The organism is Nitratireductor sp. WH36-1 (assembly GCF_058725515.1).
Map to the genome: position 1 here is coordinate 1,456,227 of NZ_CM178970.1, position 13,953 is coordinate 1,470,179.

Below are 13,953 nucleotides of genomic sequence, written 5' to 3' on the forward strand. Positions count from 1 at the left end.
TTACGGGTGCGTTACGCGCTCTGAATGGAGGAGGCAGGGCCGGAAAGCGTCGGCAGGGCTGTGACAAAAATGCGCTGGAGCGGCGTCAGAAGCGGAGAGTGAAGCGGGTTTTCAGCGTCTGCTTTCTGCCGCTGCCGCGCGTGTCGGCACTCAGGCCGTAATCCGTGGTCAGTGTCGCGCGCGGATTGAGCGCCCAGTCGAAGCCCGCCCGGGCCGTGATCTTTGCGCTGTCTTCCAGGCGGCGCACCTTCTGCGTTGCGACGGGCGCGGTGCGTTCGCTGCGGGCGGCGCTCCATTCCAGACCTGCGCGCGGCGTGACCCGTCCGCGCCGGGTTTCAATCCGGGTTTCGCCGGTCAGGCCGAGTTTCATCTTCGCCGCTTCATTGCGGTGGCCGCTGGCCGCGCCGCTGAAGCGCATGTGCGAAAACGTGGCTTCACCATAGCTGCGCAGCTTTAGCCGATCCAATGTGAAGGCGCGGCTGGCGCGCAGCATGGCGAACAGACGGTCGCCATCGCCGCCCGGAGCCCGGACGCCAAGCGAAGACCATCCAGAAAAGCTGCTGCGCGATGCGCCCAGCGCCACATCCAGATAGGTCCGGTCGCCGGTAAACAGCGTGCCATAGAGGGTCTGGCTCAGGATGCGTGTTGAATAGGTCATGTCGGTGGCAAGTGGCGAGCGGTCATAGGCAAGGCCCGTTGCATGCCCGATCAGGAGCCGAGGGCTCACCCGGTAATCTGCGCCAAACGCCAGCCCCTTGGTGGAAAACGCCGAAGCGCGGCGGTTATTGGCGCGCGCCTCGCTCAGCACGGCCTTGCCGCCCATCCAGCGGGCGAGCCTTGGTGTGCGTCGCAGCTTCTCCGCCGCGACGATCCGGCGTGTGTCGAGCAGCCGGCTTTCAGCATCATGACCGTGCCTGCGCTTCACATGCAGCCGCACGAGGCTTGCCTCGGCATTGCCGCCACGCGCCCTGAGCTGGCGCGTATTGGCCATCCGCTCACGAACGATGGAGAGCTGCCGCGCTTCGCTGTCGGCTGCGCGCGCCCGCTGCCGCGCATGGATCGCCGTCATGTCGAACGACAGTTCCGCCGCACGTGCTCCTTCCGGAGGCGCGGATGATAATGCGACAATCATGGCGAGCGCCGCCACCACGGGGGTGGAGCGTTTGCGGGCGAAGAACATTCCTGAAAGGCCCCGGTCATTGTTTGGGACGAACACACCCACGAAGATAGAATGATCGGAGCGCGAGCGGAATGATCACGGTGTGTTTCTGTGTGAAATACTCCGTTTTCGCCCGACCCTGTTGTCGATATGCCATAGGAGGCAATGCAGGGGCTCCTCAGCCGGCCCGGGGTCCCGGGGGGAAGAGGCGGGAGTTCTCTTGTTCCGGGCAGGCGATGATCGCCTTCTTCGCATAGGTTGCCTGTTGGCGCATGGCGAAGAGCCTGATGTGCGGTCGCAATGGCTGGCGGCCGGACTGCGCCGTTACGCCATCGGAGTTTCTGAATCTGGAGTGCGTTTCGATTGCAGCGCTGCCATGGTTGCTGGCCGCACTGCTTGTGATTCTGGCCTGAAGGCGGGCAAAGCGAGATACGCAGTCATGGACAGCGTCCGCTGGTTCTCCGAGAGTTTTCGGGGGAGGAGCTGGGCGCAGCAAAACCCCTTCGCGCCACGGCGCGTCGGGCAGTCTCTGTTCGGCTGATGCTCTAAGCTTCCAGCCGCGTTCCGCCGTCCAGTCCGGCCTGAACCAGGTTGAGCGGTGTGCGGCGTCCATCGGCCCATGATCGCATGACATGTCCTGCCACACGTTCGCGGGTCTTGTTGTCGCTACGCTTTATGCCAAGTTCGCTGCAGACAGCTTCGATGGCGCTTTCCATTTCAGCCATCTCTGCTTCGTCATAGATGCCGGCGCTGATATGCGGTACTCCAGACTTGGCCATCGTCCGGCCCTCCTCTGTCGTTGAGCTGCGGTCGGCGTGCGTTACCTCCTCTGCCGCCGTCCACCTTCGCCCCACGCTATACGGTAACACGTTTATTTCCTCTTTCCATTATGGCGAATCTATGTTGCGCCCATGCGACAGCTCCGAAGGCAAAAAAATGCCCGGGCGCGTGAACCTTTTCGCTTACCTCCGCGACAGACGCATATCGGACGGCCGGGATGGCCGGCCCTTCATTGCAAAAGGAGGATGATGAAATGACCCTGACCCTGAAACGCATTTTCGCCCGTGGCCTGCTGGCTCTCGCGCTCACCGCTTCCGCGCTTTCGTTTGCGCCGTCTGAGAGTCGCGCTGGCAGCCTGTCTCCGGGTGAGGCGGCTGCGATTGCCGGGCTTGGCGGCTTCATCGCCGGTGGTCTGATCGCGGACTCCCGCGCCCGGTATTACGGCCCCGCGCCTGTTTACGGCGTTCCTTCCGCCTGGGATCGCCATGTGGCGCGCTGTCATGCGCGGTACCGCTCTTATGACGCCTACAGTGATACGTTCCTTGGTTACGACGGCTACCGTCATCGCTGTCGCCTGTAACCCTCATTTCTGAAGTGCAACAAAGGAAAGGAGGTGCGAGCGGACGCCGGATGACCGTTTTATCCCTCTCTCCCATTCATCGCGGTCATTCGCGGGCCGGCGCTTCCCTCAGGCGCCGGCCCGATTCACGTGTCGGGTGCGTTCGGTAACCGTTGTTTATCGGGCTTTGCCCGAACGCGGAAAAACACGCGCGGATGTGATCGCGCATTTCATGGATTTTGTCCGCTTTGCAGCACGGCATGATTGAACCATTGGCGCTGTTGCGCGTTGTTCGGCGGTGAGTGCCCGCCGCAGGGGCGATTGCGGCAAAGCTTTGGCGCAGGCCGTGTTTTGGATGGTCACTCTGATTGATTTGAGATTGGCGGTGTTCCGCCCCATCTTTCTGTCCGTCGGCCTGGTTCCCGCTTCCCCCAAGAACTGTCACCGGGGACTGGGCCGACAGTTGAGCAACAAAGGGAGTTCTGTTGATGAAGAAGATCCTCGCAACCCTGGCCGCCACCGGTTTTCTCACGCTCTCGGCCTATGCCGCCGAAGTGCAGGGCACGGTGCAATCCGTGGATGCGGAGACCCGGACGATCGCGCTTGACGACGGCACGGTCTACACCGCTGGTGAGGGCGTCGATCTTGCCAGCATAGCGTCCGGAGCGGCGGTTACGCTGACCATCGATGACACGACCAATGAGGTGACGTCCGTAGACGCGCAAATGTAATCCTGCCCACTCTCACCTGAACGGAAAGCCGGTCTCCACGCGAGGCCGGTTTTCTTTTGTTTGTTGTTTCGGAACAAACTGTCATAAAACTTTGCTAAGGGGGCTCTCTGAAAGGGAATCGAATGGTTCCCATAGCCCGATGCTTTGATTACCGGAGGCAGAATTCCATGAAGATTGCAGTTCTTGGCGGCGATGGATTCGTCGGCTGGCCGACCTCGCTTCACCTGTCGGCACGCGGACATGATGTTCATATCGTTGACAATCTGTCCCGGCGCTGGATCGACACCGAGCTCGGTGTCCAGTCGCTGACCCCGATGGATTCGATCCAGGAGCGCACGCGCATCTGGCATCAGGAGACCGGACGGCGCATCCATTTCCACCTGATCGATCTTGCGCGCGATTACGATGTGCTGAAGGCGTGGCTCGATGAGCATCGCCCTGACGCCATCGTGCACTTTGCCGAGCAGCGCGCCGCGCCCTATTCGATGAAGAGTGACCGGCACAAGAATTACACGGTCAACAACAACGTCAACGCGACGCACAATCTGCTCAACGCGATGACGGAGATCGGCCTCGACGCGCATCTGGTGCATCTGGGCACGATGGGCGTTTACGGCTATTCCTCGGTCGGCGCAGCCATTCCCGAAGGCTATCTGCCGGTTGGCGTCGAGACGCTTTCGGGCGACACGGCTTCGCTCGATATCCTCTACCCGACCAATCCGGGCTCCATCTACCACATGACCAAGTCGCTGGATCAGCTTCTGTTCCAGTTCTACGCCAAGAATGACGGCGTGCGCATCACCGACCTGCACCAGGGCATCGTCTGGGGCACGCACACGGAAGAGACGAAGCAGCATCCGCAGCTGATCAACCGCTTCGATTACGACGGCGACTATGGCACGGTGCTCAACCGCTTCCTGATCCAGGCGGCCATTGGCTACCCGCTGACCGTTCACGGTACGGGCGGTCAGACGCGCGCCTTCATCCACATTCAGGATTCCGTGCGCTGCGTGGAGATTGCGCTCGCCAATCCGCCCAAGCGCGGCGACCGCGTCGAGATCTTCAACCAGATGACCGAGACGCATCGCGTTCGCGATCTGGCCGAAATGATCGCCCGCATGACCGGCGCCGAGGTGGCCTATCTGCCCAACCCGCGCAAGGAAGCCGCTGAAAACGAACTCGTGGTCAAGAACGACAAGTTCCTTGCGCTGGGCCTCAACCCGATCACGCTCGAGGAAGGGCTTCTGGCTGAAGTGGTGGATGTGGCGAAGAAGTTCGACTACCGCGTCGACCGTTCGCGCATCCCTGCCGTTTCCGCATGGACCAAGGACATCGCGCCGACAATCGAGCGCGATCCCGAGGGCAAGCGCCTCAAGAGCGTCGGTTAAGCGGCGCTCCCAATGCCGAAACAGGCCTATGTGACGCTCGTCACCAATGCCGATTATGCAATGGGCGCGCTGGCTCTGGTGCGCTCCCTGCGGCTGACGGGCACCGATGCCGATCTTGTGGTGATGCACACCGGCGGCACGCCGGTCGAGGCGCTGGAGCCGCTTGCGACTCTTGGCGCGCTTCTGGTGCCGGCGGAGCTTCTGCCGACCTCCGATGCCTTCAATGAGCGGCATCAGCGGGCGCGGCTTCACGCCAATGCACCCTTCACCAAGGGCAACAAGCCGGCCTTCCACACACCGCTCGACAATTTCGCCAAGCTGCGCCTGTGGCAGCTCACCGAATATGAGCGGGTGGTGTTCATCGACGCCGACGCCGTTGTCGTGCGCAACATCGACCGGCTGTTCGGCTATCCCGAATTCTCCGCCGCCCCCAATGTCTATGAGGGGCTGGCGGATTTTCACCGGCTGAACTCCGGCGTGTTTGTCGCGCAGCCATCGGAGGCGACCTTCGCTGCGATGCTTGAGCGGCTCGACCGGCCCGACGCCTTCTGGCGGCGCACCGACCAGACCTTTCTGCAGGATTTCTTTCCCGACTGGCATGGCCTGCCGGTCTTCTTCAATATGCTGCAATATGTCTGGTTCAACCTGCCGGAGTTGTGGGACTGGAAGTCCGTTTCCGTGGTTCACTACCAGTACGAAAAGCCCTGGGAGCGCGATCATCCCAGGGCGGGCGAACTCAAGCCGCTCATCGATCTCTGGCACGCCTATCATTCGGGCGAGAACATTCCCGACATCGATACGCTGGCGAACCCTGCGTCATGAGCATGCCGCACAGCATCGTCTCCGGCGGAACCGGGCTTGTCGGCCGCTTCATTGTCGAGGCGCTACTGACGGCCGGGCACCGGGTCACAATCATGGGGCGCAACGCCCCGCCCGATGGTTTCTTTTCTGAGTCCGTTGCCTTTGCCCCGCTTCGCCTCGAACCGGCGTCGATATCGACTGCCCTTTTCGAAGGGGCGGATTTCTTCGTTCATGCAGCCTTCGACCATGCACCCGGAAAATACCGGGGCGGCGAGGGCGATGACGCGGAAGGGTTTCGGCGGCGCAATCTCGATGCCAGCCTTGCCCTTTTTCGCGCGGCAAGGGCCGCTGGGGTTTCCCGTACGGTGTTCCTCTCCACGCGCGCTGTCTATGGGCCGCGCGCGCCCGGCGTGATGCTGGACGAGACGGAGACGTGCCTTCCCGATACGCTTTATGGCGAGGTGAAGCTTGCTGCCGAAGAGGCGCTTTTAGCGCTCTGTGATGACCGCTTTCAAGGCGTCAGCCTTCGGGTGACCGGCGTTTACGGGCCGGCTGGCATCGGGCGGCGGCACAAATGGGCGGGGCTCTTCGAAGACTATCTGGCCGGCCGTGAGATCACGCCGCGCGCGGCGACCGAGGTGCATGGCGAGGATGTCGGATCCGCGGTGCGGCTGATGCTGGAAGCACCGGTGACGGCGCTTGCGCAGGGCCTCTTCAACGTGTCCGATCTGGTGCTCGACCGTCGCGATCTTCTGGCGCTGGTGGCGCGTGAAACGGGATGCGGCAATGCGCTGCCGGAGGCTGCCGACCGCAGTGCCGTCAATGCGATGCACACCGAACGGCTGCGCGCACTGGGGTGGAACCCCGGCGGCGAAGCGCTTCTGGAGCGCACCGTCAGTAAGTTGTTAAACGGCTATTAACCGTGTTGTGGTGAGATGGTGTTGCGTCGCCGTTCGGCATGAGCGGCGGCAGACCACCACCGAAATTTTCCCCGTGAAGCATTTCTGGTGAAAAGTGGCGAAACCGGCGGGCGCTGCCTGCGGTTATGCGAGTCGTTGCCGCACGTTTACGGTAAAACCTCATCCATCGATTCAAGATATTGATGTATTGATTCATGTTTTTCGCGCAATGATTCACGTTGTTGCGCCAAGGCCTTGGCGCAGAATCGAAAAATCGCGCTGCATTCTTTGCGTAAAGGGGCGGCGTGCCGGATATCGGGGCGGAGCCATGCGGCAGGTTTCTTGACCTGTCATTGGCGCGCAGCTACGCCCGGTTCAGACAGGATGAAGGGACCAGGAACCATGAATGCACCGGAAAAACCCACCGGCGATCTGACGCTGCGCACGCAGGCAATGCCCGGCGACGCCAATGCCGCCGGCGACATTTTCGGTGGCTGGGTCATGGCGCAGATGGACCTTGCCAGCGGCATTCGCGCTGCCGAGCGCGCGCATGGCCGCGTGGTCACGGCAGCCGTGAAGGAAATGGCCTTCGCCAAGCCCATGAAGGTGGGCGACACGCTGTGCATCTACACGCACATCGAAAGCGTGGGGCGCACATCGATCCGGCTCAAGGTGGAAGCCTGGGCGCAGCGTTATCTCTCGCCGACCATCGAGATGGTGACGCATGCGGATTTCGTGATGGTGGCGCTCGACGTCAATGGCAAGCCGACGCCTGTCCCGCCGGAGGAGTGAGGCTTGGCGCATCGGCCCGAAAATCGGAATTGATTTTCAAAAAGCACGGTGCGCAGATTCAACAGGTTAGAGCGTCCTTTGTGCGTCCGAATGGACGCACGGCGCTCAGGCCTCCGGCGTCTCGTCGAGGCGGGTCGCCAGTACACGGTCGATGCGACGATTGTCGAGATCCATGATCTCAAACCGCCAGCCCATCGCATCGGTGCTTTCGCCGGTCTTCGGCAGATGCGTGAACTCGGACAGAAGGAAGCCGGCGAGCGTCGTGTAGCTGCGGTCAAGCGGCAGGGTGAAGCCCAGATGGTCCGCCATTTCGTCGGCGGGCATGGAGCCCGGCAGCAGCCAAGAGCCGTCAGCGCGCTCGACAATGTCCATCTCGCCTTCTTCGGCATCGGCGCGGAACAGGCCGGCAATCGATTCCAGAATATCCGACGGCGTGACGATGCCCTCGAAATGACCGTGCTCGTCATGCACAAGCGCCATGGGCATGTCGGCGTCGCGCAGGATGGAAAGCACATCCAGCGCATCCGCCATGTCATGCACCACGGGGGCAGGGCGCACATGGGCGCGAATGTCGAGGGGGTCGCCCGCGAGATCGGATGCCAGAAGGTCGCGCAGTTTGACGACACCCACAATCTCGTCAATCGAGCCTTCGCCGGCCGGCAGGAGTGAGTGTCCCGAGGTCTTCAGGTTGGCCGCCAGCGCCTCTTCGCCTGCGGAGAGGTCCAGCCAGTCGATTTCGCCACGCGGCGTCATGATGGCGCGGGCCTTGCGGTCGGCAAGACGCATCACGCCGGCAATCATGCGGCGCTCGTCGGATTCGATGGTGCCGCTGCTCTCGGCTTCGGCGATCAGGGTCCTGATTTCCTCATCCGTTACGCGCTGGCTCGATTCCGCGCTCTGCCCGAGCAGCGCCAGAACCAGACGGCCCGACACGTCGAGCAGCCAGACGAGGGGCAGGGTGATGCGTGACAGGAGCCCCATGATCGGCGCGACCTTGACCGCAATGCCCTCGGCATTCTTGAGCGCGATCTGCTTGGGCACCAGCTCGCCGACGATCAGCGACACATAGGTGATGAGCGCCACGACGATGCCGACGCCAAGCGGGTTTGCCACGTTGGTCGAAAAGCCCTGCGTAATCAGCCATTCCGAAAGCCGGGTGCCCAGCGTTGCGCCGGAGAAGGCGCCGGAAAGGACGCCGACCAGCGTGATGCCGATCTGCACCGTGGAGAGAAAACGGCCGGGATCGGCGGAAAGCGCCAGTGCGCGGGCCGCACCCCGCTGCCCCTGATCGGCGCGCGACTTGAGGCGCGCGGGCCTTGCCGACACCACGGCAAGCTCCGACATGGCCATGAAGCCGTTGAAGAGAATGAGGACGAACAGAATGACGATTTCAACGATGAGCATGGTTGCTCTTTAGCACCCCGGAAAGAACGGCGCGAGCCTTGGCGTGTGTGTATGACTGTTTCAGCGCACAGCTTTACTTGCAGGCGCGATAGCCGTTGCGGCGGCCCTTCAGGTCGAAGTGGAAATGATCGCGGTGATCGTAATTGTAGCCGGGGCCGAGAACGGTGGTGAAATAGTCGCAGCCTTCGGCGCGAACCGAGTTGAGCAGGCCGCGCTGGCGGAAGGCGAAGAAGCCGGGCTTGCGCACATCGACTTCGCGTCCGTTCTTCAGTTCCACACTCATCACGTCGAGCGCGTTGCCCTTGGAATGCTCCGAGGCGACGCTGGTTCCGGCGATCCGTCGGCACGAATAGCTCGAGCCCTGGCGGATCTTGCCGATGCCGGTGAAATAGCGGGTGCGTGCGGCTGGTGCGAGCTCGTTCTTTGTCCAGCGGGCGAAGGTTTCGGCCATCTGGCAGTTAAGCGTCGCTGCGGGCGCCATCTCGATGCCGCCGGACAGTCCGCTGACCTTGATCGGCCAGTCGATGCGGCATGCGCCGCCATCATTGATCGGCTCAAGATCCTGATACTGGACGCCCAGGCGTTTCAGGCGTTTGCGGCATGCGACCTCTTCCGGCGGCATGACGCGCGCGGAGCTTTCGTCACGCGGTACGGTAAAACGCGGATAGGACACCATCATCGGATTGGACGGGACGAGCGCCTGAAGGCCCTGCGCCCTGGCCGGCGCCGGTGATGCAGCCGGTGCTGCGGGTTGCACCAGCTGAGCCTGAACCGGTGCCGGCGGCGCAACCTGTTGCATGACTGGCGCTGGCGGTGCGATCTGGCTCACCGTGGCCGCGGGAACGGCAGCGGTGCGCACACCGAGATCCACGGACGGTCGCGGCGACATCACATCGCTGACGGAACAGGCGGAGAGGGTTGCAAGCGTCAGGCCGGCGAGCATGAGCCGCACGCGCGGACGCCGCACCGGTGCAACCAGCCTGTCAACTCGAATACCCGCCATGAACACGCCCCCGTCACCTCTCGAATTTGCTGAGAGAAGCTGAAGGTTAGCGCGTCAAGGTAAAGGAAGTATCAGTGACGCCGTTCAGACCTGTGACGTCTTTGTGGCGAGGGGGAGGACCTATCGGCAATAGGGGCGGTCGTTGCGGCGCGATTTCATGTCCAGATGAAAGTGATCGGCGTGGTCCGCGTCGCTGCCGGGACCGAGCACGGTGAGGAACGGGCCGCAGGCCGCCTTGCGGAACGCGTCGAGAAAGCGCGCACCGTCGCTCTTGAGGTCGTCCTTCTTGGAGACGGTCAGTGTGGTGCCGTCTGCCAGCGTGAAGGCTGCAATGTCGAGCGCATTGCCGAAGGCGTGTTCGGAGAGCGTGTTCGTGCCGTTGCGCGCGCGGCAGACATAGGCGGAGGCGTGACGCACTGAACGAATGGGTTGCTTCAGGTGCTTGCGAGCAAGGGCTGGCACCTGCCCGGCGAAGAAGCGGGCCAGCGCCAGCGCAGTCGTGCAGTTGAGCGTGGCTTCAGGCTCCAGCGAAATCTTCCGCGACAGGTCTTTGATGACAAGGGGATGCGGGATGCTGCAGCCGATGTCCTTGTCCCCAATCGGCTCCCGATCCTCGAAGGTGACGCCAAGCTCGGACAGCGCCTTGCGGCAGGCTGTTTCTTCCTTCGGTGTGCTTTGTAGTCTGGGCTGATCCTTGCGCTGCGGTGCTGGCTGATCCTTTTTGGTCCCGGCCTTTTCTTTTTCTTTGTCCATTTCTTTGCCTTTGTCGGTCGGGCGCGGAGAGGGGATCGGCACAACGACCGACATCTCCTGACGCTTTACCTCACCCCGCATATGCGGAATGGGTCCCGAAGAGGGAAGCGTGATGCGCCCGCCCTTTTCGGCAAGGACACTCTGCGCCGGAGACAGTGTCAGCGCGAAAAGACTGAGCAGAATGGGCCGAAAGGCGCGCCGGACGGCAGGTCTGTGGATCATGCGGGTTGATTGCATCAAAACCCGATAATCGGGAAATAAGCGCTTTTTCTGATCGGCATTTTATCGCGCGCCAATGGCGTCGAGGGCTTCATCCAGCCAGTCGCCGAGCATCGGCATGCCGAGAAGATAGGTCGCCACCCGTTTTGCGCCGTGCTGTTTGGCGTCATTGACGGCATGGGACCATTCGCTGATGTCGTAGTCGCCCCGACCGATCCAGGCGAGCGCCATCAGTTCGGCCGCTTCATCCACGTTGAGGTCGGCCACGAGTTCGCGGAACTCCTCTTCCGTCAGATCCTCTTCTTCCTCTTCAATGAGGCCGTCATGCTGGTGGGTGTCGCGCGCTTCGCCATCGATCTCCACTTCATGCTCATGGCCGTCGTCATAGTCGCTGTTGAGGCCGGCGCTGATGGCGCGCGCCTTGCCTGCGAGCAGGCGCACTGTGTCGGGATCGATCGACAGTTCCCATTCTCGTTCGACAGGCTTCTGCACGTCCATATCCTCCAGCAAACGCTGTCATGATAGCGCAGAAAATGTTGAAAGCGCGATGCCTGTCGATCGCTCCGTGAGAAAACGCTCAGGCCACGCTTCGCCGGCGGCTGCGGATGGCGGGAACGATCTCGACGGCAAGGATCGCCGCAAAGATCAGTCCGCAGCCGGCAAGGCCAAGCGGCGGAAGCCGTTCTCCGAGGAAAATCGCGCCAAACAGGGCGGCAAACACGGCCTCGGTGGAGAGGAAAATGGCTGCCTGCGGCGCTGTCGTGTAGCGCTGGCCGATGACCTGCAGCGTGAAGGCGATGCCGCCGGAAAAGACGCCCGCATAGAGGATTTCCGGCAGCGCGATGCGGATGGCGGCAAGATCGATGGGCTCTATAAATGAAGCGATGGCGAGCGCGATGACGGCAGTTACCCCGAACTGTGTCACGGACAGGGTGACGGGACGCCCCGTGTGGCTGGCGCTGCGCCCGATCATGATCACCTGAAGAGCCCAGAACAGGGCGCAGAGGATCGTGAGCCAGTCGCCGATCTGGAGCGAAACCTTGCCTGCGCCGGAAAGGAGCCAGATGCCGGCAAGGGCGGAAAGTGCTGCCGGCCAGACAATCCGGTGCGGCCATTGCCGAAACAGGAGGACGGCGAGAAAGGGGACCATCACCACATAAAGCCCGGTCAGAAAACCGGAATTGGTGACGGTCGTTGTAAGAAGCCCCACCTGCTGCGCAGCCATGCCGGCAAAGAGGAGCACGCCGATGACCACGAAATTGCGCTTGTCCAGAACCGTCAGGCTCGCTGTGCTGCGGCGGCTTTCCCACAGGGCGAAGGGCAGCACCGAGAGGCAGGCGATTGCAAAGCGCAGACCGATGAAAAGGAACGGGCCAATCGCATCCATGGCCGTGGACTGGGCAACAAAGCCCATGCCCCACATGGCGCCGGCAAGAAGCAGAAGAAGATTGGCCTGAACCCGTGTCATGCGCGTATCCGGATCGTAGAAAGAGCGTATTCCTTACGCAGCGCAACCCTGCGGCGCAAGGGCCGCAGGCCCGGCGGCCTATGGTCCAGAACGGCAGGAAAGTTTCGGGCTATTCCGGTCGGAATATGCGGATGATCTCACCCTTGCGCTTGTCGGTCAGAAGCCAGATCGAACCGTCAGGCGCGACATTCACATCGCGGATACGGCCGAACGCGCCCCGGAACAGGCGTTCCTCACCGGTGATTTCCCCGTCCTCATCGCGTTCGAGACGGGCAACGAGGTGGTATTTAAGGGCCGCAACCAGAAGATCACCTTCCCATTCGGGGAACATTTCGCCTTCATAGACAGCCGCTCCCGACGGGGCGATGGAGGGGTCCCAGTAATATTCCGGCTGTTCGTAGCCGGGGGCTTCGGTTCCCTGACCGATCTGCGTTCCGCTGTAATTGACCCCGTAGGAGATGACCGGCCAGCCATAGTTCTTGCAGGCCTCGGGGCGATTGACTTCATCCCCGCCGCGCGCGCCATGTTCCACCGTCCAGATCGACTGGGTGACGGGATCGAAGACCATGCCCTGCGGGTTTCTGTGCCCCATGGACCAGATCTCGTGCGCGGCGTCGGGCGTGTTTGCAAATGGGTTGTCCTGCGGGATGCTGCCGTCGCGATTGATGCGCAGGACGGAGCCGGCATGATCCGTGGGATCCTGCGCGCGGCCGCCTTCGCCGCGGTCGCCGATGGTGAAGAACAGCGTTCCGTCGGGATGCAGCACGATGCGCGAGCCGAAATGCTGACCGGCCCCGGTTTTCCGGTTCATCGAAAAAATGGTGGTCACGTCTTCAAGTCGTGGGGTCTCGCCGTCCAGAAGCAGTGTGGCGCGTGCGATGGCCGTGCCGGCTCCGCCCTCACCAGGTTCTGAATAGGAGAGGAAGATCGTTCCCGTCTCGGCAAAGTCCGGCGCGACTGCAACATCCAGAAGCCCGCCCTGTCCGGTTTCGGCGACGGCGGGCACACCCGGAATGGGAGCCGAGAGGGCGCCATCGGCGTAAAGGCGCAACTGGCCCGACCGCTCCGTGACGAGAGCGCTGCCGTCGGGCAGGAAATCGAGCCCCCAGGGATTGGAAAGACCGCGGGCGAGCGTTTCGGAGGAGACGGTCACCTTGTCCGTGGCAAACGATTTGGCAGCCGCAAATGAGGGCAGGGCCAGAAGGGCGGAAGCCAGAGCTGTTCGCAGGACCAGGTTGTGCATGAAACTTTCTCCCATTACGCGATTCCGTCAACAGACAGGATGTAGCCACATTCAGGCAAGACAGATTTGTTCGCGATTGGAGCAGTTGTACGTTCGGAACGCAAAAATTTGCGTGAAAAACGTCATGACCTTGTTATATTGACAGGGGCCATGAGAAGCGGTTCCGCAGGCAGAAGCTTTCGGACCGTTTCTTTTTATGTCTGCGCCTGTGGCAGGGCGGCGTTTCGCGCATCGCGTGCGGAAGCTGTTCCTGTTTTCATGTCTGGAAGGTGAATGAAATGATCAAGGTTCCGATGACGCTCGCCGGAGCTGCGGCGTTGAAGGAAGAGCTGCGTTGGCGTCAGCAGGAAGAGCGCCCGCGCATCATCGAGGCAATTGCCGAGGCGCGCGCGCATGGCGACCTTTCGGAGAATGCTGAATATCATGCAGCCAAGGAGGCGCAGAGCCTCAATGAAGGCCGCATCGGCGAACTCGAGGATTACATCGCCCGCGCTGAAGTGATCGACGTGTCGAAGCTGTCCGGCGACACCATCAAGTTTGGTGCAACCGTGATGCTGGTCGATGAAGACACGGAAGAGGAAAAGACCTACCAGATCGTTGGCGATCAGGAAGCCGATGTGAAGGCCGGTCGTATTTCCATTTCCTCGCCCATCGCGCGTGCGCTGATCGGCAAGGCTGTTGGTGATTCCATCGAAGTGAATGCTCCGGGCGGTGCGCGGGGCTACGAAGTGATAGAAGTCCGCTACGGCTGACC

The 13,953-nt window shown here is 62.0% G+C and carries 16 protein-coding genes; 8 read left to right on the forward strand and 8 right to left on the reverse strand.

The features are described 5' to 3' along the window. Nucleotides 1-85 precede the first annotated feature (85 nt). The gene (locus AC4PTT_RS06970; protein ID WP_492162374.1) at nucleotides 86-1,180 is read right to left on the reverse strand and encodes an autotransporter outer membrane beta-barrel domain-containing protein; all 1,095 of its coding nucleotides are present in this window, start codon (nucleotides 1,178-1,180) and stop codon (nucleotides 86-88) included. 251 nt (nucleotides 1,181-1,431) lie between these two features. On the opposite strand from AC4PTT_RS06970, the gene AC4PTT_RS06975 reads away from it, so the two are divergent. Continuing rightward, nucleotides 1,432-1,572 carry a hypothetical protein gene (locus AC4PTT_RS06975; protein ID WP_224873292.1) on the forward strand — a complete coding sequence of 47 codons (141 nt, stop codon included), beginning with the start codon at nucleotides 1,432-1,434 and terminating at the stop codon, nucleotides 1,570-1,572. Between the two features lie 132 nt (nucleotides 1,573-1,704). On the opposite strand, the gene AC4PTT_RS06980 is transcribed toward AC4PTT_RS06975, so the two are convergent. Beyond that, complete coding sequence (locus AC4PTT_RS06980) at nucleotides 1,705-1,938, reverse strand: hypothetical protein (protein ID WP_492162375.1); 234 nt, start codon at nucleotides 1,936-1,938, stop codon at nucleotides 1,705-1,707. A gap of 254 nt (nucleotides 1,939-2,192) precedes the next feature. On the opposite strand from AC4PTT_RS06980, the gene AC4PTT_RS06985 reads away from it, so the two are divergent. The 6 genes from AC4PTT_RS06985 (at nucleotide 2,193) to AC4PTT_RS07010 (ending at nucleotide 7,109) form a co-directional block, all read left to right on the forward strand. Next, nucleotides 2,193-2,519 (forward strand): BA14K family protein, encoded by a 327-nt coding sequence (locus AC4PTT_RS06985; protein WP_371685921.1) that lies wholly within the window; start codon nucleotides 2,193-2,195, stop codon nucleotides 2,517-2,519. 467 nt (nucleotides 2,520-2,986) lie between these two features. Then, nucleotides 2,987-3,229, forward strand: a complete 243-nt coding sequence (locus AC4PTT_RS06990; protein WP_113155773.1) for a DUF1344 domain-containing protein — start codon at nucleotides 2,987-2,989, stop codon at nucleotides 3,227-3,229. Between the two features lie 167 nt (nucleotides 3,230-3,396). Continuing rightward, the gene (locus AC4PTT_RS06995) at nucleotides 3,397-4,617 is read left to right on the forward strand and encodes an NAD-dependent epimerase/dehydratase family protein (protein ID WP_113155772.1); all 1,221 of its coding nucleotides are present in this window, start codon (nucleotides 3,397-3,399) and stop codon (nucleotides 4,615-4,617) included. A 12-nt stretch (nucleotides 4,618-4,629) separates the two neighbouring features. Beyond that, nucleotides 4,630-5,439: a glycosyltransferase gene (locus AC4PTT_RS07000; protein WP_492162376.1), complete on the forward strand. Its 810-nt coding sequence runs from the start codon at nucleotides 4,630-4,632 to the stop codon at nucleotides 5,437-5,439. A 2-nt stretch (nucleotides 5,440-5,441) separates the two neighbouring features. Continuing rightward, complete coding sequence (locus AC4PTT_RS07005; RefSeq protein WP_492162592.1) at nucleotides 5,442-6,338, forward strand: NAD-dependent epimerase/dehydratase family protein; 897 nt, start codon at nucleotides 5,442-5,444, stop codon at nucleotides 6,336-6,338. Nucleotides 6,339-6,719: 381 nt separating this feature from the next. Next, the gene (locus AC4PTT_RS07010) at nucleotides 6,720-7,109 is read left to right on the forward strand and encodes an acyl-CoA thioesterase (protein ID WP_206548215.1); all 390 of its coding nucleotides are present in this window, start codon (nucleotides 6,720-6,722) and stop codon (nucleotides 7,107-7,109) included. 105 nt (nucleotides 7,110-7,214) lie between these two features. Here AC4PTT_RS07010 and AC4PTT_RS07015 read toward each other — a convergent pair whose 3' ends face one another. The 6 genes from AC4PTT_RS07015 to AC4PTT_RS07040 all read right to left on the reverse strand — a co-directional run bounded on the left by AC4PTT_RS07015 (nucleotide 7,215) and on the right by AC4PTT_RS07040 (nucleotide 13,199). Next, on the reverse strand, nucleotides 7,215-8,513 hold the full coding sequence (locus AC4PTT_RS07015) for a hemolysin family protein (RefSeq protein ID WP_492162377.1): 1,299 nt from the start codon (nucleotides 8,511-8,513) through the stop codon (nucleotides 7,215-7,217). Nucleotides 8,514-8,586: 73 nt separating this feature from the next. Beyond that, nucleotides 8,587-9,516 carry an extensin-like domain-containing protein gene (locus AC4PTT_RS07020; RefSeq protein WP_113155768.1) on the reverse strand — a complete coding sequence of 310 codons (930 nt, stop codon included), beginning with the start codon at nucleotides 9,514-9,516 and terminating at the stop codon, nucleotides 8,587-8,589. 120 nt (nucleotides 9,517-9,636) lie between these two features. Continuing rightward, nucleotides 9,637-10,269: an extensin-like domain-containing protein gene (locus AC4PTT_RS07025; RefSeq protein ID WP_492162378.1), complete on the reverse strand. Its 633-nt coding sequence runs from the start codon at nucleotides 10,267-10,269 to the stop codon at nucleotides 9,637-9,639. Nucleotides 10,270-10,551: 282 nt separating this feature from the next. Beyond that, entirely contained in the window at nucleotides 10,552-10,980 is a 429-nt protein-coding gene (locus AC4PTT_RS07030; RefSeq protein ID WP_492162379.1) for a DUF3775 domain-containing protein, read from the reverse strand. A gap of 85 nt (nucleotides 10,981-11,065) precedes the next feature. Next, the gene (locus AC4PTT_RS07035) at nucleotides 11,066-11,956 is read right to left on the reverse strand and encodes a DMT family transporter (protein ID WP_113155767.1); all 891 of its coding nucleotides are present in this window, start codon (nucleotides 11,954-11,956) and stop codon (nucleotides 11,066-11,068) included. 109 nt (nucleotides 11,957-12,065) lie between these two features. Then, a complete protein-coding gene (locus AC4PTT_RS07040) occupies nucleotides 12,066-13,199 on the reverse strand; it encodes a PQQ-dependent sugar dehydrogenase (RefSeq protein ID WP_492162380.1) in 1,134 nt (377 codons plus the stop codon). A gap of 278 nt (nucleotides 13,200-13,477) precedes the next feature. On the opposite strand from AC4PTT_RS07040, the gene greA reads away from it, so the two are divergent. Further along, complete coding sequence (gene greA / locus AC4PTT_RS07045; RefSeq protein ID WP_113155765.1) at nucleotides 13,478-13,951, forward strand: transcription elongation factor GreA; 474 nt, start codon at nucleotides 13,478-13,480, stop codon at nucleotides 13,949-13,951. Nucleotides 13,952-13,953 lie beyond the last annotated feature (2 nt).

Excerpts from the sequence above, each read along its gene's own strand:
- AC4PTT_RS07010 (WP_206548215.1), top strand. The coding sequence starts at position 6,720 with ATGAATGCACCGGAAAAACCCACCGGCGATCTGACGCTGCGCACGCAG.
- AC4PTT_RS06990 (WP_113155773.1), top strand. The coding sequence starts at position 2,987 with ATGAAGAAGATCCTCGCAACCCTGGCCGCCACCGGTTTTCTCACGCTC.
- greA (WP_113155765.1), top strand. The coding sequence starts at position 13,478 with ATGATCAAGGTTCCGATGACGCTCGCCGGAGCTGCGGCGTTGAAGGAA.
- AC4PTT_RS07000 (WP_492162376.1), top strand. The coding sequence starts at position 4,630 with ATGCCGAAACAGGCCTATGTGACGCTCGTCACCAATGCCGATTATGCA.
- AC4PTT_RS07025 (WP_492162378.1), bottom strand. The coding sequence starts at position 10,269 with ATGGACAAAGAAAAAGAAAAGGCCGGGACCAAAAAGGATCAGCCAGCA.
- AC4PTT_RS06985 (WP_371685921.1), top strand. The coding sequence starts at position 2,193 with ATGACCCTGACCCTGAAACGCATTTTCGCCCGTGGCCTGCTGGCTCTC.
- AC4PTT_RS06980 (WP_492162375.1), bottom strand. The coding sequence starts at position 1,938 with ATGGCCAAGTCTGGAGTACCGCATATCAGCGCCGGCATCTATGACGAA.
- AC4PTT_RS06975 (WP_224873292.1), top strand. The coding sequence starts at position 1,432 with ATGGCGAAGAGCCTGATGTGCGGTCGCAATGGCTGGCGGCCGGACTGC.
- AC4PTT_RS07005 (WP_492162592.1), top strand. The coding sequence starts at position 5,442 with ATGCCGCACAGCATCGTCTCCGGCGGAACCGGGCTTGTCGGCCGCTTC.
- AC4PTT_RS06995 (WP_113155772.1), top strand. The coding sequence starts at position 3,397 with ATGAAGATTGCAGTTCTTGGCGGCGATGGATTCGTCGGCTGGCCGACC.
- AC4PTT_RS06970 (WP_492162374.1), bottom strand. The coding sequence starts at position 1,180 with ATGTTCTTCGCCCGCAAACGCTCCACCCCCGTGGTGGCGGCGCTCGCC.
- AC4PTT_RS07035 (WP_113155767.1), bottom strand. The coding sequence starts at position 11,956 with ATGACACGGGTTCAGGCCAATCTTCTTCTGCTTCTTGCCGGCGCCATG.
- AC4PTT_RS07040 (WP_492162380.1), bottom strand. The coding sequence starts at position 13,199 with ATGCACAACCTGGTCCTGCGAACAGCTCTGGCTTCCGCCCTTCTGGCC.
- AC4PTT_RS07015 (WP_492162377.1), bottom strand. The coding sequence starts at position 8,513 with ATGCTCATCGTTGAAATCGTCATTCTGTTCGTCCTCATTCTCTTCAAC.
- AC4PTT_RS07020 (WP_113155768.1), bottom strand. The coding sequence starts at position 9,516 with ATGGCGGGTATTCGAGTTGACAGGCTGGTTGCACCGGTGCGGCGTCCG.